This window comes from Paenibacillus alkalitolerans (genome assembly GCF_016482785.1).
Lineage (GTDB): Bacteria > Bacillota > Bacilli > Paenibacillales > YIM-B00363 > Paenibacillus_AE > Paenibacillus_AE alkalitolerans.
The window spans coordinates 1-24,579 of record NZ_JAEMXM010000001.1 but is presented as its reverse complement, the minus strand read 5'-3'; the positions used below and the strand labels follow the sequence as shown (position 1 = coordinate 24,579).

Annotated in this window: 21 protein-coding genes; 6 read left to right on the top strand and 15 right to left on the bottom strand. The window is 49.8% G+C overall.

Annotation, left to right across the window (positions count from 1 at the left end; all coding sequences use genetic code 11):
* Positions 1-60 precede the first annotated feature (60 nt).
* The 3 genes from JET16_RS00105 to JET16_RS00095 form a co-directional block, all read right to left on the bottom strand.
* Positions 61-1,512, bottom strand: coding sequence for an RNA-guided endonuclease InsQ/TnpB family protein (locus tag JET16_RS00105; protein WP_199613557.1), 1,452 nt, complete (start codon positions 1,510-1,512; stop codon positions 61-63).
* Positions 1,513-1,626: 114 nt separating this feature from the next.
* A complete protein-coding gene (locus JET16_RS00100) occupies positions 1,627-2,052 on the bottom strand; it encodes an Nramp family divalent metal transporter (RefSeq protein ID WP_325176605.1) in 426 nt (141 codons plus the stop codon).
* The gene (locus JET16_RS00095; protein ID WP_199613556.1) at positions 2,028-2,825 is read right to left on the bottom strand and encodes a helix-turn-helix transcriptional regulator; all 798 of its coding nucleotides are present in this window, start codon (positions 2,823-2,825) and stop codon (positions 2,028-2,030) included. The genes JET16_RS00100 and JET16_RS00095 overlap by 25 nt, the downstream gene beginning before the upstream one ends.
* 161 nt (positions 2,826-2,986) lie before the next feature.
* Here JET16_RS00095 and JET16_RS00090 point away from each other — a divergent pair, with 161 nt between their 5' ends.
* From JET16_RS00090 to JET16_RS00075, 4 genes are all read left to right on the top strand, one after another.
* Positions 2,987-3,682 (top strand): class I SAM-dependent methyltransferase, encoded by a 696-nt coding sequence (locus JET16_RS00090; protein WP_199613555.1) that lies wholly within the window; start codon positions 2,987-2,989, stop codon positions 3,680-3,682.
* 203 nt (positions 3,683-3,885) lie between these two features.
* Positions 3,886-5,343: an aminotransferase-like domain-containing protein gene (locus JET16_RS00085; RefSeq protein ID WP_199613554.1), complete on the top strand. Its 1,458-nt coding sequence runs from the start codon at positions 3,886-3,888 to the stop codon at positions 5,341-5,343.
* A gap of 12 nt (positions 5,344-5,355) precedes the next feature.
* The gene (locus JET16_RS00080) at positions 5,356-6,291 is read left to right on the top strand and encodes a D-alanine--D-alanine ligase (protein WP_199613553.1); all 936 of its coding nucleotides are present in this window, start codon (positions 5,356-5,358) and stop codon (positions 6,289-6,291) included.
* Positions 6,284-7,453: a pyridoxal phosphate-dependent aminotransferase gene (locus JET16_RS00075; RefSeq protein WP_199613552.1), complete on the top strand. Its 1,170-nt coding sequence runs from the start codon at positions 6,284-6,286 to the stop codon at positions 7,451-7,453. Before JET16_RS00080 ends, JET16_RS00075 begins: the two co-directional genes overlap by 8 nt.
* Here the strand turns inward: JET16_RS00075 and JET16_RS00070 are convergent.
* From JET16_RS00070 to JET16_RS00055, 4 genes are all read right to left on the bottom strand, one after another.
* On the bottom strand, positions 7,450-8,841 hold the full coding sequence (locus JET16_RS00070; protein ID WP_233530897.1) for a DUF1349 domain-containing protein: 1,392 nt from the start codon (positions 8,839-8,841) through the stop codon (positions 7,450-7,452). The genes JET16_RS00075 and JET16_RS00070 overlap by 4 nt on opposite strands.
* Before the next feature lie 164 nt (positions 8,842-9,005).
* Complete coding sequence (locus tag JET16_RS00065) at positions 9,006-10,115, bottom strand: sensor histidine kinase (protein ID WP_199613550.1); 1,110 nt, start codon at positions 10,113-10,115, stop codon at positions 9,006-9,008.
* Positions 10,099-10,794 carry a response regulator transcription factor gene (locus tag JET16_RS00060; RefSeq protein WP_199613549.1) on the bottom strand — a complete coding sequence of 232 codons (696 nt, stop codon included), beginning with the start codon at positions 10,792-10,794 and terminating at the stop codon, positions 10,099-10,101. The genes JET16_RS00065 and JET16_RS00060 overlap by 17 nt, the downstream gene beginning before the upstream one ends.
* Positions 10,795-10,843: 49 nt before the next feature.
* On the bottom strand, positions 10,844-11,605 hold the full coding sequence (locus JET16_RS00055; protein ID WP_199613548.1) for an ArsR/SmtB family transcription factor: 762 nt from the start codon (positions 11,603-11,605) through the stop codon (positions 10,844-10,846).
* A gap of 184 nt (positions 11,606-11,789) precedes the next feature.
* On the opposite strand from JET16_RS00055, the gene JET16_RS00050 reads away from it, so the two are divergent.
* Positions 11,790-13,076: a phytoene desaturase family protein gene (locus tag JET16_RS00050; protein WP_199613547.1), complete on the top strand. Its 1,287-nt coding sequence runs from the start codon at positions 11,790-11,792 to the stop codon at positions 13,074-13,076.
* A 64-nt stretch (positions 13,077-13,140) separates the two neighbouring features.
* On the opposite strand, the gene JET16_RS00045 is transcribed toward JET16_RS00050, so the two are convergent.
* From JET16_RS00045 to JET16_RS00030, 4 genes are all read right to left on the bottom strand, one after another.
* The gene (locus JET16_RS00045; protein WP_199613546.1) at positions 13,141-13,785 is read right to left on the bottom strand and encodes an MBL fold metallo-hydrolase; all 645 of its coding nucleotides are present in this window, start codon (positions 13,783-13,785) and stop codon (positions 13,141-13,143) included.
* 588 nt (positions 13,786-14,373) lie between these two features.
* Positions 14,374-15,720 carry a hypothetical protein gene (locus JET16_RS00040; RefSeq protein ID WP_199614220.1) on the bottom strand — a complete coding sequence of 449 codons (1,347 nt, stop codon included), beginning with the start codon at positions 15,718-15,720 and terminating at the stop codon, positions 14,374-14,376.
* A 402-nt stretch (positions 15,721-16,122) separates the two neighbouring features.
* The gene (locus JET16_RS00035; protein WP_199613545.1) at positions 16,123-17,076 is read right to left on the bottom strand and encodes a glycoside hydrolase family 43 protein; all 954 of its coding nucleotides are present in this window, start codon (positions 17,074-17,076) and stop codon (positions 16,123-16,125) included.
* A gap of 31 nt (positions 17,077-17,107) precedes the next feature.
* Positions 17,108-18,577, bottom strand: a complete 1,470-nt coding sequence (locus JET16_RS00030; protein ID WP_407673060.1) for a glycoside hydrolase family 43 protein — start codon at positions 18,575-18,577, stop codon at positions 17,108-17,110.
* A 102-nt stretch (positions 18,578-18,679) separates the two neighbouring features.
* Here JET16_RS00030 and JET16_RS00025 point away from each other — a divergent pair, with 102 nt between their 5' ends.
* Positions 18,680-19,612, top strand: coding sequence for an ArsR/SmtB family transcription factor (locus tag JET16_RS00025; RefSeq protein ID WP_199613543.1), 933 nt, complete (start codon positions 18,680-18,682; stop codon positions 19,610-19,612).
* 93 nt (positions 19,613-19,705) lie between these two features.
* Here JET16_RS00025 and JET16_RS00020 read toward each other — a convergent pair whose 3' ends face one another.
* From JET16_RS00020 to JET16_RS00005, 4 genes are all read right to left on the bottom strand, one after another.
* The gene (locus JET16_RS00020) at positions 19,706-20,545 is read right to left on the bottom strand and encodes a carbohydrate ABC transporter permease (RefSeq protein ID WP_407673072.1); all 840 of its coding nucleotides are present in this window, start codon (positions 20,543-20,545) and stop codon (positions 19,706-19,708) included.
* Between the two features lie 47 nt (positions 20,546-20,592).
* Complete coding sequence (locus JET16_RS00015; protein ID WP_199613542.1) at positions 20,593-21,477, bottom strand: carbohydrate ABC transporter permease; 885 nt, start codon at positions 21,475-21,477, stop codon at positions 20,593-20,595.
* A gap of 92 nt (positions 21,478-21,569) precedes the next feature.
* On the bottom strand, positions 21,570-22,970 hold the full coding sequence (locus tag JET16_RS00010) for an ABC transporter substrate-binding protein (RefSeq protein WP_199613541.1): 1,401 nt from the start codon (positions 22,968-22,970) through the stop codon (positions 21,570-21,572).
* A 775-nt stretch (positions 22,971-23,745) separates the two neighbouring features.
* On the bottom strand, positions 23,746-24,357 hold the full coding sequence (locus JET16_RS00005; protein ID WP_199613540.1) for a TetR/AcrR family transcriptional regulator: 612 nt from the start codon (positions 24,355-24,357) through the stop codon (positions 23,746-23,748).
* Between the last annotated feature and the right edge of the window lie 222 nt (positions 24,358-24,579).

Below are 24,579 nucleotides of genomic sequence, written 5' to 3'. Positions count from 1 at the left end.
CACTTACCTTCGCGAACGCTCCGGTTGAAGTAGGGGTTTCTAGTGTATCCATCGTACGAATTACCGAAGGCTTAACACCAGTGGAGTTGACACGTTGACGGACTGATTACCGTCCAACCCCTCTACCCCATCAGCCGAAGCGTTTGGGACTACTTTTCGCAATATATTCGCCGCACCGTTCACATCCGCATGAATCAGACCTTTCATACTCCGATATAAGTCGCGTCGGATTCGTTTGCCGGAGAACATCGGCGCCTTGCCTTCTTCATATGCGGGTAACGGATCGTGATCCAAAAAGCTGGCTTGTGATGTATAGGCTTCTTCCGTTACTTGTACATCCATCCCCTGTTGCGCCGCTTTATACTTGATCATGGAAATCAACAGGTGATGCGGAATATGACAGAACGATTGGTTGCTCCGCTTTCCCATGTCCGATGCTTGTTTCCATCCCTGGTTTAGTCCGACGATGATCGTGCCTATGTTTTGTCCGACAGCCAACTGTACGATATGAGCACTCGCTTTATGAAACAAGTCTTTGATTTTACGGTAACGGGTTCGGTGCAGCCGTTCCAATCGCTTGGAAGTATGCTGTCCTTCATGCGGCTGCTTGCCATGACGGAGAATGCTCATATAATGTGCCTTTCTCTTGTTGTAGTACTGATTGATCGCTTTGATCTGCTTGCCCTTCACCAATACCGGCCGTGAACCGGTGGTGGTGACGATGGTTGCAAGATTATTGACCCCCAGATCAATCGACATGTAACGCTCTTTATCCAACTGTTTCATTTCCATCGGACAGGCAAAGATCAATTCAACGACGTATTGCCCGTACTTGGGAACCACTCGCACCTGTTGCAATGTTCCTTTGGTATATCCCAGCTTTCCAATATTCAATCGCAGCTTCGTTTTCGGGAGTTTGAGGAACTTTCCGTCTGTAATGACACAATCCTGATTCGTGAACTGGATTTCCTTTTCTTTGGCGCGACAGTATTTCGGAATGCGAGGCTTTCCTTTGTACTTCTCAGGATGCTGATGGTAGTCTTTGATGCTTGCAAAGAACGATTTCCAATTGTGAAACACGCTCTTGATTACCCATTGACTGCTTTGCGTCGGAAGGGCCCGGTAATTCTCGTGTTCCATCACTTTGAACAAGCAGTCCAAAAACTCATAATCTACATAAGCATTCTCTTTGGTTGGAAGCTGAAACAACTTACAATGCAGTTCCCGTTGCTTGTCTGCCGGCTTGCGCTGTTCCTTCGCTTTGCGAGACCCATAAGCTTTCTGTTGCCTTTCATTCATGATCTCGATGTATTGAACCAGCGTGTCGAGTACTTCCTTCTGCAACGGCTCAAGAGGCTTCTGTTGTCGCAACGCGGTGAAGATTTGCCTGATGTAGAAGTTGGTTGTATTATATAAGTTCTTTGCATGCCGGCATGTTTCGTCGAGGTACCTGTATAAGCGATGTCCTTTCTTGATCCAAATCTGAAACGTGTTGTATTGGGCATGTGACATGTTTTCACCCCCCCGACCAATCCAAACATTTGTTCTTACACAGTATAACATATTTTGGGATATTGGGATAGGTAATGTATGTTTATCTTGGCGGTCACCGATTCACCTCGCCACTTATAGAAGTGGGAGTCCTCTCGGTGAGACAGATAGATTCAAGCCAATAATCACACATGCTGCCGCATACACCAAAAGATTGGTTATCGGCTTATTGACATATGTCCCCATAATGTTATTATTTCGCGTTAACCATATGAGTGGGATGATTGTAAACGGGAGCTGTATGCTGAGGATGACCTGACTCAGTATTAATGCTTTCAGCGTATCGATTCCGATCCCGATTATGATGAGAGCCTGAACCATTGTAATCAACCTGCGCACCCATATCGATAATCGTATATTCAAGAACCCTTCCAATATACCTTGACCGGCCATCGTCCCAGTAACGGAAGAAGACAAACCTGCGGATAGCAGAGCAATGGCAAAGGCTAAACTGGCAAATCCGCCAAGAAGCGGAGTTAATGTCGAATACGCCTCCTCAATGGAAGAAACACGGATACCGGCTGAGCAGATAACAAACTTTTTCTCCGCATTCCGGTCGGAGTTTCACCGGTATACTTTCTAAAGAGATGACAGAACTGCGACGAACTGGAAAATCCGCCTTCCTGTGAAATCTCGGTGATGCTTTTCGTTGTAAACAACAGTTTTTCTTTCGCCGATTCCAGCCGTTTCATCAATAAATATTGATTTGGCGAAAAACCTGTGGATTCCTTGAATTTATGTCTGAATCGGTCATAGCTATATCCCGTCAGTTTGGCGAGGTTCAGCAAATTTATTTTTTCGTTATAGTGTAGGTCCATATAGTTTTTTACATAGACATGCCATTCCTCTTCGAAATCTTTTCGATGTATGTTAATCATTCGATCGAGTTCGATAACCAGATCTTCAACTAGCAGTTCTAACCTTAGCCGATAATGAGTTTTCCCGAAAAGCATTTCTTCCTTCATCCGATTCAGACGCCCTATTACTTCCTTGTCTGAATCGTAAAAAACTCCATCCTCAAGTTCGACAGGTGCATCGTGGAAGAATGCGATTGCAATAATTTCCGTTTCCTCACTAGTTTGACGGTCATGTGAACAAAACGGATTCATGAAAGAAAACATACCTTCCCGGTAAGCGTAAGAACGATTGTTTATTTTTGTATATCCACTGCCTCGCACATAGTAAACCAGCTCGAAGCAATGATGCTTGTGCAGAACTTGATAATGCTGAGACTTCCTTGTTTCATAATATAGGTACTCAAACTTCGCGCTCATTTTTTCCCCCTTACTTATTACCTTAGCCATTATCTGCAATTTTTTTAGCCGTCTTCCGATATCTGCATCATAACCTTGCCGCTATGATAAAAGATAAAGTTTTACCGCACAAGTCACAGAAAGAAGTTATTTTTCGGTACATTGTCGAAGGGAGGAATTACATGCCTGAATTTGATTGGTTTTATGACGAAGTTCGTCAAGTGGGGACTGATTTTACGGATTACGATCAGGTAATGCAATACGATTCTAATATGGGTGATCGATCGGCTGAAATACAAAAATTGATACATATCATGAAGTTGGATAACACCCAAACCGTACTTGAAATCGGCACTGGAACCGGGAGCATTGCGGTCGGTGTGGCACCGTCGTGCAAACAAGTATACGCAATTGACGTTTCAAAACCGATGCTGGATTATGCAGCAAAAAAAGCCCGCGATCACAAGGTAGACAATATCATATTCCATCAAGCAGGTTTTCTATCTTACCGGCATCTTGGTTATCCGGTTACCCGAATCTTTTCTCATTATGCCCTCCATCACCTGCCTGATTTTTGGAAATCGATTGCCCTTCTCAAGATGTACGATCAGTTGGAAGCAGGCGGGATGCTTTATATTCAGGATGTTGTATTCTCATTTCCGGTTCGCAACTATAAAGCATCGATTGACTTTTGGATTGAGAATTTGCGAGCCGGCTCTACTTTTGATGAAGCGGAATTGTGCACACATATTCGGGATGAATATTCGACATTCGGATGGATATTAGAGGGAATGCTTCGAGATGTCGGTTTTCATATAGTCAAGGCGGAATATAGCGGATATATGTATGCAACATATCTATGTGAGAAAGAGGGTTAATCGGCACAATTGGCGATTCAACATGCTGCCGGCTATACTCCCCAAATTGAAACGTCGGATAGAACGGCGTCGAAAACTTTATGTAGAACTTGGAGTATCATTACCTTAAACTTTCCAGAACCACCTACCGGCAAAAAATCCCGGGGCGTGGTTCTTTCTTTCCCCTCCCCATATGTGCCATCATGAATATGGGGGCGATGAACATGTTTAACGACTTCAAGCTGACGGGAGACCGCCCGGTCTATATCCAGGTGAAAGATTACTTGAAACGTTTGATTATAAAAGGTTCCCTGCAAACCGGTCAGAAGCTTCCCTCCACCCGAGAGCTGAGCTTGCTGCTCGACGTCAGCCGCAACACCGTTATTGCCGCTTACGCCGGGCTGGAGGAGGACGGCTTCGTCTATGCGGTTCAAGGGAAGGGCAGCTATGTTGCCGCAGCCCTTACTCCGCACGGTGCTGCAGTCCCTTCTTGCGAAATCGATTGGCAATCGCGCATAAACGGATATGCACGTCAAGCGGCAGAGCTGGACCGGATGAAACGCGGCATTCGCGCGGATAAAAGCGTAATTTCCTTCACCAGCATTGCGCCCGACGAAACTCTATTCGATCTGGACAATGTAAAACGCGCTTTTCTCGACCGAATGGCGATCGAAGGGAACGTTCTGCTAAATTACGGCTATGCGAAAGGCTATAAACCGCTTATCGATTATATGTTGAAATATATGGAGCATAAGGGCGTTGATCTGAGCGGAAAAGATATGCTGATAACGAGCGGCTTCACGGAAGCGTTCGATATCGTCTTGTCCGCCCTGCGCAGAAAAGACGGCGGATCCGTCATTTGCGAAAACCCGACCCATCACACCGCGATCAAAAACTTGAAACTGCACGGCTTCGAAATTACCGGTGTTCCAATGGAGCATGACGGCATCAATCTGGCCGAGTTGGAGCGCGCATTGACGGAGCGGTCTTACGATTGCGCGTATTTTGTCCCGTCCTACCACAATCCTACCGGCATCGTAACGTCCCCCGAGAAAAGACAGGCGATCATGCAGCTTATGGCCCGACACCGCATTCCCGTCATCGAAGACGGATTTAATGAAGAACTGCGTTATTCGGGGTCGCACGTCTCCCCTTTAATCGCAACGGCCGGACAGGGAAATGGCGTTATTTATCTCGGCAGCTTCTCCAAAGTGCTCTTCCCTGGACTTCGGGTCGGGTGGGTGCTGGCAGACCGCAAGCTGATTGATTTCCTGGAAAGCATCAAACGGGCCCGCAGCATTCACACCTCGACGCTTGATCAATCGGTGCTCTTTCAATATCTCCATAACGGCAACCTCGAGAAATATTTGAAAAAGGCCCGCGCCGAATACAAACGAAAATACGAATGGACAAAGATTTGCTGCGAAACGCATCTCCCTTATAAAAAACTATCGGGAGACGGAGGCCTGCATCTGTTTGTCGAATTCGATGAGCGTTTCGATACGACGGCGCTTCTTAACGCATGCGCCGGCCAAGGTGTCATTTTTACGCCTGGGGATATGTTTTACACCGACGGCGGAGGGCGGCATACGATGCGGCTCGGATTTTCAAGAGTGCGGTATGAAGATATCGGCAAAGGCATTGAAATTATCGGCCGGACGGCCAAACAACTTATGGGATAACGAGGTGCGGACATGAAAGTTGGCGTGATTATGGGAGGCGTATCGTCGGAACGCGAGGTGTCATTCATGACAGGCATGCAAATGATCGCCCAACTGGACCGAAGCAAATACGAACCGGTTCCGATCGTCATTTCAAAGCGGGAAGATCTTGTCGGCATTGTGGAAGGAATCGATTTCGCGCTGTTGGCGCTGCATGGCGTGTATGGCGAGGACGGTACGGTGCAAGGTACGCTGGAGACGCTCGGCATTCCATATTCGGGCAGCGGCGTACTTTCGAGCAGCTTGTGCTTGGATAAGGACCTGTCCAAAAGATTGCTGCGAGCCGAAGGAATTCCGACACCCGATTGGCTCTGTTGGACCGGTCCGGACGAATATGCGCCGGAAGAAGTCGAGGAACGGCTCGGCTATCCGGTCTTCGTTAAGCCGAACCGCGGCGGTTCCAGTATCGGCATGCAGTTGGCGGCAGACCGGCATTCTCTTCGCATGGCCGTCCGGGAAGCTTTCCGCTGGGACAGATCGATCGTTGTTGAACAGCACATTGAAGGTGACGAACTGACTTGCTCTATATTAAACGGCGAGCTTTTGCCGGTCGTCGGCGTCCGCCCGGCTCATTCCGGATGGTTCAATTATCAAGCGAAGTATGAAGAGGGCGCTGCAGACGAACGGGTTATCGTGTTGCCGGCCGAGCTGGAGGCTCGGGTGCGCGATACGGCGCTCACCTGCTACCGCCTTCTTAAATGCAGCGTATACGCTCGAATCGATATAATGCTTCAAGACGGTATCCCTTATGTGCTTGAAGTCAATACACTGCCCGGCATGACGGCGACAAGCCTTCTTCCCAAAAGCGCGCAAGCGGCGGGCATATCGTTCGACCGGCTGCTGAGCCTTATTATCGAATATTCCCTGCAAGAGCGAAAAAGAGAGCGGACGGTGACTTGCCATGAGTGATGAATATATATCGCAGCGCGTTCGGGACATTCCCCCATCCGGAATTCGCGCCTTCTTCGAACTGACCGAAGGAAGCCGGGATACGATCTCGCTCGGGATCGGAGAACCCGATTTCGTTACGCCGGAACACGTGCGAGCAGCCTGTATTCGCGCATTAGATGAGGGCCGAACGAAATACACTCCGAATGCCGGCCTTCCCGAGCTGCGGGAAGAAATCGCTTCGTATTTGTGTAACGGTTTCGGGCTCCGTTATGAGCCTGCAAACGAGGTGCTCGTAACGCTCGGTACGAGCGAAGCGGTCGATTTGGCGCTTCGGACATTTGTGGAGCCGGGCGATGAGGTGCTTATTCCCGCTCCCGGCTACGTAGCCTACTCCCCCATCGCTCATCTGCACGGCGCTCAAGTTGTCGAGGTTAAGACGTCCGCGGAGGAACGGTTCAAACTGACTGCACAGGCGCTGGCAGAGTCCTTGACGCCCCGATCGAAGGTACTTGTTGTAAATTTCCCGAATAACCCGACCGGTGCGGTCATGACGGAGGAAGATTGGCTGCCTGTTGCGGAGTTAGCCGTCAGGAACGACCTGATCGTCATTTCCGACGAGGTTTACGCCGAGCTTACTTATGGGTCGCGGCATGTAAGCATCGCTTCGCTTCCGGGTATGAAGGAGCGGACGATCGTGATTAACGGATTTTCCAAAGCTTTCGCGATGACCGGATGGCGTATCGGCTACGCCTGCGGCAACCGGGAGCTTATTGGCGGCATGCTCAAAATTCATCAGTACACGGCGATGTGCGCTCCTGTGCTCGGTCAAATCGCCGCCATCGAATCGCTGCGCAACGGATTGGAAGCGATGGAAGCGATGAAGACGGCGTTTGATGAGCGCAGGCGGATGTTCGTCAAGGGTTTAAAAGAAATCGGACTGCCGTGTCATGAACCGCATGGCGCCTTCTATGCCTTCCCTTCTATCGCGCACACAGGGCTAAGCTCCGAGCATTTCTCCCGTAAGCTTCTAAAGGAAGCGGGTGTTGCAGCCGTTCCGGGCCATGTTTTCGGTACGGGAGGTGAAGGTCATATCCGTTGTTCGTATACGGTTTCGACACAGCTGCTTGCCGAAGCGCTTGAACGCATGCAGCGGTTCATGCGCGTACCGGAACGAATTTAATCGGCTTTCTGTACCTGTTTCCTTCGCTGCAGCATGAAGGCTGCTAGTCCTAGAGCTAGCGCGGTATAGCCGCAGAGCACAGCAAAGCCTGCCCACGGCGCCAGCGGGTAGTAGCCCAACTGCGGCGTATAGAGACTGATTACCTGCGGGTACTCCGGTATGCTCTGCTGAATCGCGAACCCGGCGGCCGGGGTGAGCCGCAGCAGCCACTTTGACGCGCTGAAGGGTACGATATTGGCTAAGATATAGGGAAGGACGACTACCGTGAGGCTCGCAGCCATCGCCGCGACACTTCTCCGGATCAAGGCAGCAAGAGCGGTGGCTAAAACTGCAACTATTGCGAGAAGCGCTGCTGTACCGAACATGACGCGCAGCTCTGTGAGCAGAGTAACCGGGAGGACAGAGATGCCGTTTGAAAGCAGGATTTGCTTACTAAGCGGGACTGCGACGATGGCGGCAACCAGCCCCGCAGCAAAAGTGATCGTACCAATCACGATAGCCTTCGCTGCCATCACCCGGTCTTGCCTATGGCTCGTGATTTCCCGCCGGTATTCGACGGTGACAAAGCGCACAGCAACAACGATCACCGCTATCAACCCGGTCAACACGCCGATAAGGGAACGCTCGATGATCCAGTTACCTTCAACCCCGCGAGGCGCGATATCTCCGGATCCGGTCACGGTGAATGCGCCTCCGGAGTCCTTGACTCCGCCGTAATGGTGAGCCGGATGGCCGGTTCCAATTCCAATATCGTCTTGGCTCCAAGAGCCGCCGGACGACTCCCCCTGCAGTTCGAAGCGGTCAAAGACTGCGGTTGCATTGGTGAAGCGTATTTTCGCTTCGGACACCGACACATCACCCGGGGACGTAACGAAGAGTCCGACCCGCACCGTAGCCGGCAATCCGGCTAAGCGAGCTGTGCCAACCTTGTTCCACTGCTTGCCATCCATCGACTCATAGCCCGTAATCGTGTTTTCGGAGCGGGTCAGCCGCAGCCAACGCGGGGATTCCGCGGAGACACCGCCCGGTCGACCGGATATATCGTGAATGAAGTTGTGCTGCATCCGAACCCCGTGGCTGCCGGTGACCATCATCGCCGCGTAAGGCGATCCTTGTCTCGTACCGTCCTTAATGATGATTCCTGCCTTCGCCCATGGCACGACGCCCGGTACAATTTTGTCGTTGTCGGGCGGGGGGTAAGTAATCAAGCCGGTCATTGAGGTGACACGTACGGTAATGCTGCCGTCTCCCGTCAGCGGCTTATGTACGAAGTAGAATTTATCGGTCACCGCTATGCCATCCGGTCCTAACAGAATAGGAGGACCTCCATTTGAACTCGCAGCGAGGAGCAGTCCGGGCAGCACGGTGAGCAGCGCAGTGACAACCATACCGATCATCCAGCCGCGAGCTGACCGGAACTTGGTCCACTCCGCCCGTAGTAATTGTGCGAAGGTGTCGACCTCTGTGTGTTTAGTGTTTTTAAACGTCATCGTTTCATCTCCCTTGAATTTGATAGCATCACGATGATATCTTACTCAAGGTTAAATGACGGTTAATTTTTCGGCAGCATAACGGTTACTTTTGAAAAATTTCCTACTTCACTTTCTATTAAAATGTTCCCGTTGTGCTTTTCTATGATGGTCTTTACGATCGAAAGCCCTAGCCCGCTGCCTCCCAGTTCCCTTGAACGGGAGGTGTCGACACGGTAAAACGGTTCGAAAATATGTTCCAACTCATCCTCCGGAATGCCTATCCCGGTATCCTCGATAGTAACGGTCACAACATCATCATTCTGCGCTGCCGTAATCACAACCTCTCCGTTCCTTTTATTGTATTTCATGGCATTCTGAACAAGATTAAAGAAAGCCCTTTGCAAAAGCGACTTTTCACCGGAAAGCATAATGCCGGAGATGTTGTTTTCTACGCGGATGTTTTTATCTTTACTGCTTTCCGATAGAGCCAAGATAATAACATCAAACATTTCTTTTACATCAATATTTACGAAATGATCGGCATTAAACGCCGTGTTCATCTTCAGCAGATCATGAACTAAGGTACTCAGCCGCTGGGCATTGGCAAGCGTATCTTCCAAAACCTCTTTATATTCCTGAACGGTAGGATTTTCATCCAATTGTAATACCTCAATATTCGCAATGATCCCGGCAAGCGGCGTTCTCAGCTCATGGGCGGCATTTGCCGCAAATTGTTTTTGATGATTGAATGATTTCTCCAACTTCAAAATCATATGGTTAAAGGATTTAGCGAGCCTTGCAACTTCATCATTCGTATTAAAACCTTCAAGCCGCTGGAACAGTTTACTTTCGTCAATATTTTCTATGCTTTTGCTTAGATCGGCGACCGGCTTTAACGCCTTTCCGGCAATGAAATAAGAGGCGCACGTACCTAATACGATCATAATGAACATGTAAACGATGCTGGCATAAGTGAAGTCATTGTTTGTTTCATCTTCTGTGACCGGCGGTCTATTCATAGATGGATTCGACGGGGAAGTATTGGAATTATAGTCCTCAGCTGGCACTGAATAAATTTTCTGTGCGTTAAAAACAGAAGTAATCGTCAGCAGCATACAGATGACTGTAAGAACAAGCGCAGTCAGTATTGTGAGCCTTAACCGTAGAGGCATCTTATTTAATAATTTCATCAGCATGCTCCTTTGTGATGAAATACCCAAGCCCTCTCGTGTTTTTAATCAGCTCCTTATCGCCGGTATATTCTGCAAGCTTCTTTTTCAACGAATTGATATGTACTTTGAGAGAATTGGAAAATAAATCCGCCTCGCTGTCCCAAATATGCTCAATCAATTGTTCCGCACTAACGATCCGATCTTTATTCATAAAGAGATATTCGATTATGGCATATTCCTTTTTTGTCAACTCCACCGTCCGGTCATTCACAATGACACACTTCAAGGCGGTGTCGATTTTTACATTGCCGTGTGTAATGACAGTATCCCTTTGAATAAAATCCCTGCGGAGCAATGCGCGAATACGGGCCTCAAGCTCTTTGAAATGAAAGGGTTTTGATAAATAATCGTTAGCTCCGGCATCAAGCCCCGATATCTTGTCCTCAACTTCCGCTCTTGCAGATAAAATCAGGACCCGAAGCTCCTTATTTATTTTGCGAACCTCTCTGAGAACTTCCATCCCGTTTGTTTTCGGCAGATTCAGGTCGAGCACAACCACATCGTAAGGATTTATATCGATAAGCTCCAAAGCTTGCTCGCCATCGTTTGCCGGATCGACGGCATATCCGTATTTTTTCAGCCCATTGCATAGCGCTTTTTGCAAGGACACTTCATCCTCCACAACTAAAACTCTCATTTCTCCACCTCTATAATGTGCATTTAAAAGAGCCGCAATACTGCGGCCCCTAAGTGAGCGGCGCTCCGGTCTCCAGCAATGTCTTCATACCTGACAGAACGACGGGCAATCCGGCCTCGAGAATCCTCGACGTATTCGGAGCCTCCTCGAATTCGTCGTGTACGACGGTGACGAGAGTCACGCCGTCAAACTGGGCATGAGGCTCGATTTCCCATGTAAGGCGAGACGGTTTCTCGTCCGCCGTATCGGTGAATGAGAGCAGCTGCCATGTCATCACCAGCTTGCGGGGCGGATCGACGGTCAAGAGCACCCCTTTCGCCTGCAGCTTCCCTTGAGGATTCCAAACCTCGAACGAGGACCCGTTCTGCCAGTCCGATTGAATCGAACCATTATACCAGTACTTTGAGGTCATGGTTTTGTCGGTAAGTGCTTGCCATATTTGTTCCGGCGTCGCTTTGATGGCGATCCGGTTCACGTGCCGCGGCTTTTGTTCCATAATAGGTTCACGCTCCAATTCGGTTTTCAATGAAGTTAATCCGGCTGCCCATGGTTCTGCGTACTTGCTTACCCACCGATCGTATATTTGACGGATAGGCACCGGGTTCAAGTAATGCAGCTTCTCCCTGCCGACTTTCCTCGTCGTTATAAGGCCCGCTTGCTCCAACTGATTAAGATGCTTCATCACGCCGAATCTGGACATGTCCAGATGTCCGCATAGGTCGCTGAGCGTACGCCCGTCCGATTTATGCAGCAGATCCAACAGGGTGCGGCGGCTTGGATCGGCCAGCGCTTTGAATATATCGTTTTCCAAGCTGTCACACCTTCTTCCGACAAATTTAGAATCATATAGAACATATTTGTTATTGACATGTTACTTATTAGTCACATATATTATATGTGACAGTATAGTCACATTGTATCATGATCCGGTTTGGTTGTCAGCCGGCGGCAAACAAACCTTTGAGTCGGCAAAAACGATTGGAGGCTTGATAGAGTTGACGCGGGAAAATAAAGTGTACGACGCTGCAGTCATCGGCGGAGGGCTTGCGGGACTTACTGCCGCCGTTTATTTGGCAAGAGCGGGTAAATCGGTCATTGTTTTCGAGAAAGCGGGGCGGCTTGGAGGCTTCTCACAAACGACGAATATAAACGGCGCGCTGTTCAACCTAGGTCCTCATGCCATGTATGAGGGCGGAGCCGCGCTGCAAATTCTGAATGAGTTAGGTTGCGTGCCAAAAGGAGGGTACTCTTCCAAAAGCGGCGCACCGATGGGCGTCCGGCAGGGAAAAATAGTGCAAATGCATACGGATTTATCCCCGGAGGAAAATGCGGAGTGGAGCGAGCTCATGAGCGGTTTAGGACAAATCGATACCGGATCGATCCTGTCGCTCAGCCTTCAGGAATGGGCAGCCAACCATATTCGTTACGATGTTGTCCGAATGTTCTTTACCGCGCTGTGCAGACAGTTGTCGTATTGCGGCGATCCGATCGTACTAAGTGCCGGCTATGTCATCAGGCAGGGGCAGCTTGCAAGGCAAGGCGTCAAATACGTGGATAGAGGCTGGCAGACGGTCGTCGACGATCTGCATAAATTGGCCGTTGGAGCCGGGGCGGCCATCGCCACAGGATGCAGCGCGAAACAAATCTTGCTCAGCGACGGCAGTGTTCGCGGCGTGCTGCTCTCTGACGGGACATCGATGGAAACCAGGGCGGTTATCGCCGCTTTGGGACCGGGTGAGGTGTGCCGGCTCATTCCGGGGTCGGATGAAATGTCGCTCGGGAAATGGAAGGCGGCAAGCCGTCCCTTGTATGCCGCATGTCTGGATCTGGCATTGAAACGTGTACCGAACCCGGAGCGGGTTTTCGCACTCGGCCTGGATCAACCTCTGTATTTTTCGAACCATTCGTCGTCCGTTACATTGAGTGATAACGGATCATACGTGCTTCATGTCATGAAGTACAACGACAACCGCAGAGACACCGATCCAAAGACGGACAAGGAGATGCTGACGGGCTTGCTTGATCTTCTGCAACCGGGCTGGGACAAAGAAGTCGTTGCGGAACGGTTTTTGCCGAGAATACTCGTCGCCCATGATTCACGCACGGTTCGGCACAATGGCGGCGGTCCGGCACCCGGTCCTGCCGTTCCCGAGATCCGCGGCTTGTTCGTGGCCGGCGACTGGGTCGGACCGGAAGGCCGGCTTGCCGACGCGGCGATGGCGGCCGCTAAGCTTGCTGCGCAGATGAGCATGAATGCCAGTATGAGATGTATCATTTCATGAAATGCAAAAAAAGGTTACTGAGCGGTTCCTCAATAATGTCTATTCAGAAGGCTCAGCCTTAAATTCATTCATACAGCATAGTTACAACACCAGCATATTCTGACAAATTTTCTTTAGAAATATCCAAGGTCTTAACTTCGGTTGTTCGCTGTCCGGAAATCTGAAGAAACTTATCTACCTTTGAAAACATCAAGCCAACAACCGACAATGCCTTTGTTCTATAGTGCATAGGAATTGTAATAGTAGGTTTGAATTGACGCATTACTTGAGTAGCTTCTAGTGCATTAATCGTAAATGTACCTCCTACGGGAATCATGAGAATATCTACTTTTCCAATTTCATTAACTTGTTCTTCTGATAATAGATGCCCTAAATCTCCGCAATGACAGATAATTAGACCGTCCATTTGGAAACGATATAAAATATTGAGACCTCTCTTCTCACCATTTACTTTGTCATGAAATGTCTTAAATCCACTAATTCTTACATCATCGCGGATGTATTCCTTTGGCTCATTAACAAGCAAGTAATCACCTGCTGCAGCTTGAATTTTACTGTGATCAAAATGATTATGTGTAACGGCAACTATATCTGGTTCAACAATCGGCATACGGTAGCGGATGAAGCGATAATATGGATCAATGAGAATCCTAGTTCCTCCTTCGGATGTCAGTAAAAAAGCAGAATGTCCAAACCATTTTATTTTCATACTAAAATTCTCCTTACTATGCAATTTAAATGTTGGCCGCCGCATTATGTGGCGGGAATAAGACGTGAATTCGCCACTCGGTTTAGCGGAGCAAAACCGAGAATATTAACGACAATAGCCTAACCCCCTCTGTACAATGACGGAGGAGTAGGCTATTGTTTTTTATAAAACGAAAAATGCTCCCGTACCTTTGGCGAGGGCACCTGGGAGCAATTACTTCTCTTTCATGTCAAAAATACTTCACTTTGGCCGTTCTTGCAAGGCTTATCTGCGTATATACAGAAATCGGAAATCCTCCAGATCCGATCTACTGCAGTTTTTGCCCTGGCTGCGGGAAAATAATCCCCTTTTGCCGGATTTTCTGGTGCCATGGGCTCGATTCGTCACTTGGCAGTGCAACTTCCCCCTCCGACTAAGCCATATTTCTATCTTTAATATACAATTTTAATATCTTTCATTCTTACACTAGACTGCCCGTCCCTCGGCGATCACTAGCGTTTTCTCCGAACAACAAAAGAGACAAGTTCTTGTTGTTCTCCCGCGACAAGAACTTGTACCGATAAGCGCGCCGCTCGCCACGTCTATTTATTAAAGCGATTCCCCGTTTAAATAACGATAGAACGGAGGATCGACCCAGAATTTGTACGTTTGCACCTTGATGTCGGGCTTTAACGCTTTAAATCCTTCGGCGATGTCCGAGGACTGTGCGTTCAGCGAGAACGATTGCGCGTAGTACGGTCCGTCGCCTACTATCTTGTTGTTCGTGATGAGATCGTACCCTTCCAGCTCAGTGAACGAGTAATACAGCGGCTGCCACCAGGACGAGACGATGAGACCGCTCCCATCTTCACTGTTCTTCTTAGCGTAAGCGAGCACGACGTCTTGGAAACGCGCCTTGTCCGCTCCCGAGTCGAATTCGAATGAGATGTCGTATTCTTTCGCATATGCGATATAATTGCCGTTTTCGATCTGAACGACCTGGTAACTGTCCGATTGCGACGGCTCGCCCCACTCTTTCAAGTAGATGAACGCCGACGTCTTCGGCTCAAACTGCACCTTCGCGTCCATTCCTTCGCTGCGCATTAGCCCAATAAGCTGCACCGCGTGGGTGAGATTGTCGTGCCCGTAGGTGAGCGACAACGCATCCACGAAGTTCGGGTCGTACCGCGAATCTTTCAAGTTATAGCCTGTCAGCAAGTCTTGCTTCAGCGCGGTGTCGACGACTTCCTGCAGCTCCGGTGCCTTAATGAGGTCCGACGTCCGGTACGCGTCTTGGAGCTTTACATAGATGTCCGCGTCACTGACGTAACCAAGGTAATGCTTGTAGCGATCATTGAACGCCAGCGTCTTCCCGAGCAAAGTCGCGAGCAAGTCGGAGGACGCTGCCCCGCCTGACGCCACTTCCTTGTAATACTCTTTCGGAAGAAGCCCCGCGTCGATCGCCGCAGCCAGCTCCTTGCCGGCTTGCGGAGAATAGGCGGACGGCGATAGTCCAGCTTCAGTCAGCGTCGCGTTAGCTTTCTCCATCGGATACGAGTACGCCAACTCCTTCAGCCCCGAAGACTTCACGGCCAAGTAGACGGCAAGCGGCGCGGTCAGCGTCGATTCCGGTTTCACGGTCATCGAAGTAATGATGCCCGCCTCGTACAAAGCGACTGCAGTCGCGTACCACGGGCTGTCGCTGGACACATCCTCGAAGCCGACCTTCGCAGTGGTGCCGTCAAGCTCGAGAACGTCTTGGATCGCCTTTAGGAAGGCGCCCTTCGGCGTTGATGTTTCGAACGCGATGTCGAGCTTCTCCTCCAGGAACAAGCCGTAGTCCTTGGCGTCCTCGACCGGCGCAGCCGCCGCCGAAACCGGCATCGCCGCCACGCAAGCGATCGCGATCGCTAAGCCGCCAGCGGCAAACTTGCGCATTATGGGTATGTGTAACATTTTCAATCCTATCCCTCCACTCTATGATATTCCATCATTTTACTTTGAATATTAAGCAATCCGCAATAAGAATCTGTTTACTTTATATCACATATGGGATTTCAATCGTTCCCTAATCATATCTAGTGCTAATGCTTCAGTTTCACTTCCATAAACGCGGTTGCAACTGAAGACAATACTGTCACATGTCCGACACTAACCGTGTTCGAGGAGATTTACGTCAAGAAAAGCCCGGCAAGCGCGCCGGGCTTTTCTTGACGATCGTATCGGAGCCTGCGGTAATGATTCCCACAGCTTCGCTCTATCGCGAGTATCGCGTGACGTCGTATACATCAAGGACAGAGATGGGCATTGATGCGACGTTACCGAATCCGCCTTCTCTCTTCCCTCCCCCGTCGCCTCCTAACCGCGAAAGTCCGGCGTTCCGTCAGGAAGCCAGCGGATCGGCTTGATCCAAGTATGGCGATTCGGATCGTACAGCGGATCACCGACGATCTGTTTGTACGTGCGCGCATGATAAACCATCACATCTTCCGTGCCGTCCTCGGACACTGTGAAGCTGTTATGGCCCGGACCGTATTGTCCCGCTTCCTCGTCGGTCGTCAGCACCGGCGTCCGCGATTTTCTCCAGGACGCCGGGTCCATCAGGTCGGCGTCTTCATCCGCCCACAGCAGCCCCATGCAGTAATTGGAATCGGTCGCGCTTGCAGAATAGCTGATGAAAATTCTCCCGTTCTTCTTGATCACGGCGGCGCCTTCGTTCACAAGGAAGCCGATCTTCTCCCACTCGTACTCCGGCCTGCTCAGCATGACCTGCTTCCCCCCAAGCGTCCAGCCGTTGGCCAGCGGGGCGATATACAGGTTCGAATTGCCCGGTATCGCGGGGTCTCGCTGGGCCCATACGAGGTAGTGCGTGCCCTTGTGCTCGAACCGGGTGGCGTCCAGCGAGAACGACTCCCACTCCGTACGGAGCTGTCCCTTCTCCGTCCACTCGCCTTCGAGCGGATTTGCGGACTCGTTCTCCAGCACGTACATGCGGTGATCGAACAGACCGTCCAGTGTCTCCGACGTGTGGGCGGCGGCGAAATAGATGTACCATTTGCCGTCCATATAATGAATCTCCGGTGCCCAAATGTTTGCGCTGAGCGGCCCGGTGTCGTATTTGCGCCACACCACCTTGGCTTCCGCTTCCGCGAGTCCCCGTATGGTCTCCGCCCTCCTGACTTCGACACGGTCGTATTCCGGTACGGACGCCGTGAAGTAATAAAAGCCGTCATGATGGCGGTATACCCAAGGGTCCGCCCGCTGTTCGATGATCATTCCCGCTTTGCGATATGCGCTTTGATTCGTATTCATGGTTGCATTCTCCTTGTCCCTCATAGCTGTATTAGTTTGTCTGCTCCTTGCGGTCGGAGACACGGCTGCCCCAGACCGCCGTTCCACCCTCCGACAACGCGGTAAACGCCATAGTCTCCGTCTGCGCAGACTCATCCCACTGGCGGACGAAGACACCTGTGTAAGCGATTCCGTCCAGCGTAACTACCGCCTTGTTACCGTCCGAAAGCTTCCACGTGCCCGCGAACGCTCCCGTGATCCTGCCGTCGCTTTCCAGCGTAACCGCAGCGGACGGTTTAATGTCGGCCGATATGTCCTTATCATGATTAACCAGCCTATATTCACCAACGACGTCCTTCTTGCCGTACTTCCCGATCGTTTCGCCGGCATAACGGTACGGAGCCGCGACCGGCCAGCCGTCCTCGTTCAAAAACATTTGATGGACACGAACATTGTGCGTTTCGCCCATATTCGGAAACCGGGTGTGAAATATGAGGTAATACTTGCCGCTTTCCTCGTCATAATAAGCGGAATTGTGGCCCGGGGAGACGTAACCGCCGCCTTCCTCTCCGTCGTTGCCGATCCATTGAAAATTTCCCATCAATTTGGCGCCGTAAGTCTCAATGGAGCGGTCGTCGAACAATGTACCGGGCGCTCCCATTGCGCCAACCATATCGTTTCCTTCCGTATCGACGAACGGACCGTCCGGATTTTTCGAACGTGCGACCCTGAAGTTGTATCCTCCGTTAGCGTCAAGCCCACCGTAGGAGAGGAACAAATAGTAGTACTTCGTTTCCGGACTGTACAGCATGAAAGGCCCTTCGATTCGGGCATGATTGCCCCCGAGCAGTTTCTTCCCGTATCCTTGTCCCGGTACCGGCTTTCCCGATTCGGGATCCATCTTCAGGATATATATACCGCCCGAATAAGAGCCGTACACCATCCAAAGATTCCCGTCCTTGTCGTAGAATACGTCCGGATCGACCGTGTTCGGATGGATGGTCGCATCGTAATAGCTGCCGTCCTCAAGCGGCTCGGTCATGTCCATACCGGACTTCAACACAATTCCAAGATCCTTGTAGGGTCCTTCCACCCCGTCCGCGACCGCTACACCAAGCGCCGACCTCGGGGAGTCACCCCGGCACGCATTGTAATACATATAGAACTTGCCGTCCTTCAGCTGGATGACATCCGCCGCCCACAGCGTCCCCGTCTCCGCCCATTCGAACGTTTCCTTTAGCTCCATATACGGATCAGGGATAAGCACGTTACCAACCCTGACGTCTGACGATACCTGAGTCCACGCCTTCAGGTCGGTTGATTTCGCCGATGCCAAATGTGACCCGAAAACATAATAAGTATCGTCAACCTTCACGACCGAAGGATCATGGACCGTAACGTCTTCAAAAACAGGGGGTTCGGTTATCCCGTCACCACCCTCCGCCGGGCGACCGTCGGCACAGCCAACGACCGGCAATATGACCGCTAGCAGAACGATTACGGCACGCAAACGATTATTCACAGCAATCCCCCCGTCAATATTAACATCTGCCTTGTAACTCATTAATAAAGTACGTATATTGTTTATAAGAATATTAATTTCACCAAGTCAGGAGAAGAAATAATGAAAATCGATACGACCCCTCTCTCGCTGCCCATCTATGAAGCGATGTCGAGCAGCGTACGTTTGCAAGTCATCAATCTTCTGGCCAAGCAGGACATGAACATCAAAGAACTTGCCCAAGCCCTGAATTTAAGCAGTGCGATTATGACTATGCACGTCAAGAAACTGGAGAAGGCCGGCATTATCCAAGCAACGAAAATCTCAGGCAAGGGCGGCAATCACAAGGTATGTACGCTCGTCGCCGAGCAGATCACCATTGATTTTCCGCGCAAGGGCGGTATGCCGCCTGCCCGCGACTATCACCAAACCATTGTATCCGTCGGGCATTACACCGATTTCCAAATCGAGCCTACCTGTGGATTGGCCTCCACGGAGAAGGTGATCGGCGAGTTCGACGAACCGCGCAGCTTCCTCGATGCGGAACGCTTCAACGCCAAGATTCTATGGTTCGGGCAGGGCTTCGTCGAATACAAAGTGCCGAATTACTTGCTCAGCGATGAAATCCCTGAAGAGCTTGAAATATCGATGGAGATTTCATCCGAAGCCCCGTTCACCAACCGGAACTGGCCCTCCGACATTTCCTTCCATCTAAACGGCGTCAAGCTCGGCAGCTGGACAAGTCCGGGCGATTTCGGCGGCAAACGCGGGAAGTACACGCCGGATTGGTGGTGGGACGAAGTCAACCAGTACGGACTTCTGAAGGTGATCAAGGTGAACAAGCAAGGGACGTTCATAGACGGAAATCAGGTGTCCGTCGTCTCGCTCGACCAGTTGAATATTCGGGAGAAACAACTGAATTTCAGGATCGGTATCGATGAGAACGCCATGCACATCGGCGGAGTTACGCTGTTCGGCTCCGGCTTTGGCAACTACAACCAGGACATCGTATTCAAGTTGTATTACCGGCAGGCAGAGGAAACCCCGGCGGAGTAATCCTCGCCGGGCTTCGATTCGTCAAGTCAAGCAGCGACGATCTGCTTGCCCCAAACGGCCTAACCGGCATGACGGACCTGAACTTCATCCCTATCAGCCCTTTACCCCTGTGAAATTAAGTGACTCAACGAAATAGCGCTGGAACACGAGAAAGACGATCAGGATCGGAATCATGACGATGAACGCGGCCGCCATGATGAGCGGATAGTCGCTCTGGATCACGTAGAAAGCGTTGAAGTCGGCCATCATCAGCTGTATCGTTTTCTTCTCCGGGGTGCTCAGGTAAATACGAGGCCCCAGGTAATCGTTCCAGATGCCGAGAAACCATAGAATAAGCTGCGCCGCGACGGCCGGTTTGACCATAGGCAGCATGATTTTGATGAATATGCCGAACAGCGAGGCGCCGTCTATTTTGGCGGCTTCGATGAACTCGTCCGAGATGCCGTTCATAAACTGCCGGATGAAGAACATCATGAACACGTTGCCGAGCATGGCCGGAATGATGAGCGGCTTCAGGCTGTCGATCCATTGCAGCTCCGCGAACATGACGAATTGCGGGATCATGACGACCGGAAACGGAATCATGATTGTAGCGAGCAGCATGAGGAACAGGAAATTGCGGCCCGGAAAGCGCAGCTTCGAAAAAGCAAAGGCCGCCAGCGAGGACGTAAAGGTGCCTACTGTGATGACCGGAAGCGCGACCTTCAGGCTGTTAAAAATGCCTTGAAGGAAAGGAGCCTTCTCCCAAATTTCCGTATACTTCACAAAATTTGGTTTCGGAAACCAGTCAGGCGGCATGATGAAGGCTTCCGCCGGTGATTTCATCGTTGTGATGAACAGCCACCAGAACGGAATTAGGATCACGAGAGAACCGAGGGTCAGGAGAGAATAGACGATGAAATTCGTCCACCTTTCGCTCGCCTTTTTGCTCAGGCCTTGCATTGTATTTGGATTGGCGCTCACTTAGGCTCCTCCTTCGCTTATTCGTGCACCCATTTGTCCTGGAACTTGAACTGGATGAACGTGATGATGAACATGATGATGCCGAGCACCCATGCCATGGCGCTGGCGTAGCCCATTTCATAGTAGTTGAAGGCCTTCTGGAACATATACACGACAAGCGTCACCGCGCTGTTATTCGGTCCGTCTCCGCCGTTGCTTGCCATGATGATGACTTCGACGAACAGCTGGAAACCGCCGATCAGCCCGGTAATCACCAGGAAGAACGTCATCGGTGTCAACAAGGGGAAGGTAATATGACGGAACATGCCAAACTTCCCTGCGCCGTCGATTTCCGCCGCCTCATACAGCGATTTCGGGACGTTCTGCAGACCTGCCAGATAAAAGATCGAGGAAGCGCCGACCCCTTTCCAGACCATCATGAGAATGAGGCCGGCCTTGATCCACGCCTCGCTTCCGAGCCACGACGGCCCTTCAATACCGAACCAGCTCAATACATAATTGACGAGACCGTAATCCTTGTTAAGCAACCACTGCCACAGGATGGCGACTGCCGCCAGCGAGCAAACCGCCGGCATATAGAAAATGACGCGGAACGCCTTAGAACCCTTGAGCGGCCGGTTCAGCCCAATCGCAAGAAGCATCGCCAGGATCAGCCCGATCGGTATTCCGATCATATAGTAGACGGTGTTATAAAGGGATTTCCAGAACTTATCATCCCGGAATAAATCTTTATAATTGTCGAGGCCTACAAATGAAGCTTTCTGTACGATATTCCAATCCGTGAAGCTCATGATTCCCGAGAAAATCATAGGGCCAACCGTAAAAAGCACAAACTGAAGAAGCAATGGCAGGATAAAAAGGTACGCTACCCACATTTCCTTCTTCTTTTCAGTCAGCTGCATGCTCTCACCTCTCCTTGATGTATCCGTTGCCTCACCATGAAAGAAGATCCGGGCATGGGAAGTGTCCCACACCCGTACGTCCTTTGCTTCCTTTATTTTTGCGCTTGGGCTTTCTTCTTCTTCTCAATCGACTTGTCTACAAGCTCCTGCATTTTCGGCTGGAGTTCCTTGACGAACGCTTCAGGTGTCTTCTTGCCCTCCCATACCTGGGTTACACTGGAGTTGAAGAGGTCATACCATTCACGGTCATACGTCTTCTCGAACGCCCAGTCATGGCCGTTCGTTTCGATCACGTCAAGGAACACTTGCTTGCTGACCGGCTTCTTGTCGGTCATGTTCAGGTACTCGTTTTTCGCCATATCGATCAGGTTCGGTACCTGCAGGCCCATCGTCATCGCTTCCCGCTGGATGTCCGGGTCGACGCTCAGGAATGCAGCGAGGTCGAACGCTTCCTGCGGATTTTTCGTCTTCGCGGATACGCCGAAGCCTTGGGAGCCGAGCCACGTTCCCCATGTGCCGTTATTGGATGGCCAAGGCATCAGGTCGTAATCAAACTTCAAATCCCAAAATGCGGCAGTGTCCCACGGGCCCATCGGGAACATGGCTACCGTACCGTTCAGCCAGCGCGTATAACCGCCCATCGCGGACTCGTCTTCCGCGGACGGAACGACATGATGCTTATTTCTCAGGTCGGCCACAAATTGCAGCGCTTCAATAAATTTCGGGTCGTCGATCGTCACCTTCGTGCCGTCTTCGTTGATGTAATCCGCGCCGTTGCCCCATACAGCCGGCTCGTGCCACCAGAAGCCCGCGCCGTATTGTTTGATTTTCTTCGGGTTGAAATCCGGGCTTTCCGCGTTATTGCCCTTATCGTCAAGAGTCAGCTTTTTGGCGATCGAGATGTACTCTTCCCAAGAGAGCGGGGTTTTCGGGTCCGGAGTCGGGATGCCGGCCTTTTCAAACAAGGTTTTGTTGTAAGCGTATGCGAATGGTCCAACATCCTTCGGCAGCGCGTACGTTCTGCCGTCACGCGTATACTTCGAGAAGCCCTTCTGCCAAATATTGTCGACGTTGAAAATGTCCGTTTTCTCAATATAAGGCGTCAGGTCAAGCAGCTGGTTGGTGTCAACCATGAAGCTGACATTCTCCGGTGAAGCGTAGAATACGTCCGGCGTCTGGCCGCCTGCGATCAACGCCTGCAGCTTTGTTGCGTAATCTGCAGGAGGTGTCGTAATGTAATTTACCTTAACGTGAGGATATTTCTCCTGATACTTCTTGATCAACTGGGTATACATCTTCTGCTCATGCGGTTGAGCGAATGCCACCAGGTTGATTGTCACCTTGTCCTTCGGTTTATCGGCGTTTGGCTGGTTAGTCGAAGATTCGCCGGCTTGTTCTCCATTGCCGTTGGAGTTACCGGACCCGCCGCAAGCGGACAATATCATACTCAGTATGAATGCGGTTACAACAAGCAAAATTAAAGATCTTTTCATTGCTTTTCCCCCTACAATAGTAAGTATTGGGTTCCCTGTTTAATATTAGTGTTAATATTAACTTTAACCCTTTTTGATAATTAACAATAATTTAAAACCGCTTTCACATAGTCAACCGGAAATGCCTGCTTTCATCACCAATTGCAGGTAATGAGTATTGGCTTCCTATCTTTTATCCCCTTTCAATGGAATATAATTTTATGTTAACAATATTATTTATACCACCAACTATAATTAATTTCAATGTTATTTTTAAAATGTTGAAAACGGACTTTTTGACTGGAAAACGCTTTAAAGCAGATTAATTGCAGTAGTAAAGAGCAAATATAATAACGTCACAAGAAATTTATGGGTATTAAATTAACATAATAGTTATTTTCATCAACACATATGATGAACCATATTGAGAAGTTGGGGGTTACATTGTTTAATATTATTCGTGCTTGTAGTAAGCTTCTCTTCTTATACACGCTCCAAGCAACTAAACAGTTTGGCAAATTTTTCCGCATGGATTGTAATATGAAGTGCGACAGCTAAAAAAAACAAGTAGCCCATGAATAGATTCGTGTAAAATGGAAGTTACTACACCTGTTCAAAGAAAATAAAGTACTATATAGACTGATAAATAAAGAATTAGACTGACAGCTACGAACGGGCAGCAATAGTTGGATGTTTTCTGTACAGAGGTTTAGTGGTTTATTGGATCACGTCAAAGAAATTACACATTTATAAAAACAAAGGAACACAGATCAAATATGAACTGTGTTCCTTTCATTTAATCTGCCGCTTCAGGTTCTGTACGTGGGGGCGCTGTGAGTAACGACAGCGCTGAGTCGATGCAATTATCGATCCATTCCCGATTAGGATTTGATTTCTTCAATACGGTTATTCCGATGAAAGCTACCACAAGGGACTGAGCTATTGCCCGGCAGTTGACCGATCCATCGATCTCTCCGGAGGTTACACCCCGTTCAAGCGTATCTTCAAATATCGCCGCCAAATATTGTTGATGCTCTCGTGTCAAAATTTCAAACTTCGCGTCGTGCGGAGCCAGCTCCACCATTGTATTAATGCAGAAGCAGCCATTTCGCTCATGCGTTCCGTTAGGGAACGCCCCTTCCAGAAACAGGAGCCTGAAAGCAGTCTTGACACTCGTAATTTTGTTTAGCTTCAAGCGAACGGATTTAGCATGTAATTGGTTATAATTTCGAAGAGCCGATTCAAACAAAGACAATTTGTCGCCGTATGCAGCATATAAACTAGGTTTCTGAATCCTCATGCGAGATGTTAAGTCACTTAGTGAAGTAGCCTCGTACCCTTTTTCCCAAAAAACATGCATAGCCTCTGTTAATGCCTTTTGTTCATCGAATTCGCGAATTCTAGCCATAACGCCTCCCGATAAAATACCTTTTAGTACATAAATATGATATCGAAACATTTCATATAGGTCAATGTTGTGTTGACATTCCTGATTTTTCATGAGTTAATTGGATTTAAAATAACATACCGTTCGGTACAATTAAGGGAGGTTTTTCAATGTCAAATTCCCCGGCGCTCCGTCCGAATTGCATGGAGTCACAAGCTCAACTTTCGAGCGCAGCGGTTTTAC

Excerpts from the sequence above, each read along its gene's own strand:
- JET16_RS00015 (WP_199613542.1), bottom strand. The coding sequence starts at position 21,477 with ATGCAGCTGACTGAAAAGAAGAAGGAAATGTGGGTAGCGTACCTTTTT.
- JET16_RS00095 (WP_199613556.1), bottom strand. The coding sequence starts at position 2,825 with ATGAGCGCGAAGTTTGAGTACCTATATTATGAAACAAGGAAGTCTCAG.
- JET16_RS00070 (WP_233530897.1), bottom strand. The coding sequence starts at position 8,841 with ATGGTTGTCACTGCGCTGCTCACCGTGCTGCCCGGACTGCTCCTCGCT.
- JET16_RS00090 (WP_199613555.1), top strand. The coding sequence starts at position 2,987 with ATGCCTGAATTTGATTGGTTTTATGACGAAGTTCGTCAAGTGGGGACT.
- JET16_RS00025 (WP_199613543.1), top strand. The coding sequence starts at position 18,680 with ATGAAAATCGATACGACCCCTCTCTCGCTGCCCATCTATGAAGCGATG.
- JET16_RS00080 (WP_199613553.1), top strand. The coding sequence starts at position 5,356 with ATGAAAGTTGGCGTGATTATGGGAGGCGTATCGTCGGAACGCGAGGTG.
- JET16_RS00060 (WP_199613549.1), bottom strand. The coding sequence starts at position 10,794 with ATGAGAGTTTTAGTTGTGGAGGATGAAGTGTCCTTGCAAAAAGCGCTA.
- JET16_RS00005 (WP_199613540.1), bottom strand. The coding sequence starts at position 24,357 with ATGGCTAGAATTCGCGAATTCGATGAACAAAAGGCATTAACAGAGGCT.
- JET16_RS00010 (WP_199613541.1), bottom strand. The coding sequence starts at position 22,970 with ATGAAAAGATCTTTAATTTTGCTTGTTGTAACCGCATTCATACTGAGT.
- JET16_RS00085 (WP_199613554.1), top strand. The coding sequence starts at position 3,886 with ATGTTTAACGACTTCAAGCTGACGGGAGACCGCCCGGTCTATATCCAG.
- JET16_RS00040 (WP_199614220.1), bottom strand. The coding sequence starts at position 15,720 with ATGTTACACATACCCATAATGCGCAAGTTTGCCGCTGGCGGCTTAGCG.
- JET16_RS00075 (WP_199613552.1), top strand. The coding sequence starts at position 6,284 with ATGAGTGATGAATATATATCGCAGCGCGTTCGGGACATTCCCCCATCC.
- JET16_RS00035 (WP_199613545.1), bottom strand. The coding sequence starts at position 17,076 with ATGAATACGAATCAAAGCGCATATCGCAAAGCGGGAATGATCATCGAA.
- JET16_RS00105 (WP_199613557.1), bottom strand. The coding sequence starts at position 1,512 with ATGTCACATGCCCAATACAACACGTTTCAGATTTGGATCAAGAAAGGA.
- JET16_RS00045 (WP_199613546.1), bottom strand. The coding sequence starts at position 13,785 with ATGAAAATAAAATGGTTTGGACATTCTGCTTTTTTACTGACATCCGAA.
- JET16_RS00065 (WP_199613550.1), bottom strand. The coding sequence starts at position 10,115 with ATGAAATTATTAAATAAGATGCCTCTACGGTTAAGGCTCACAATACTG.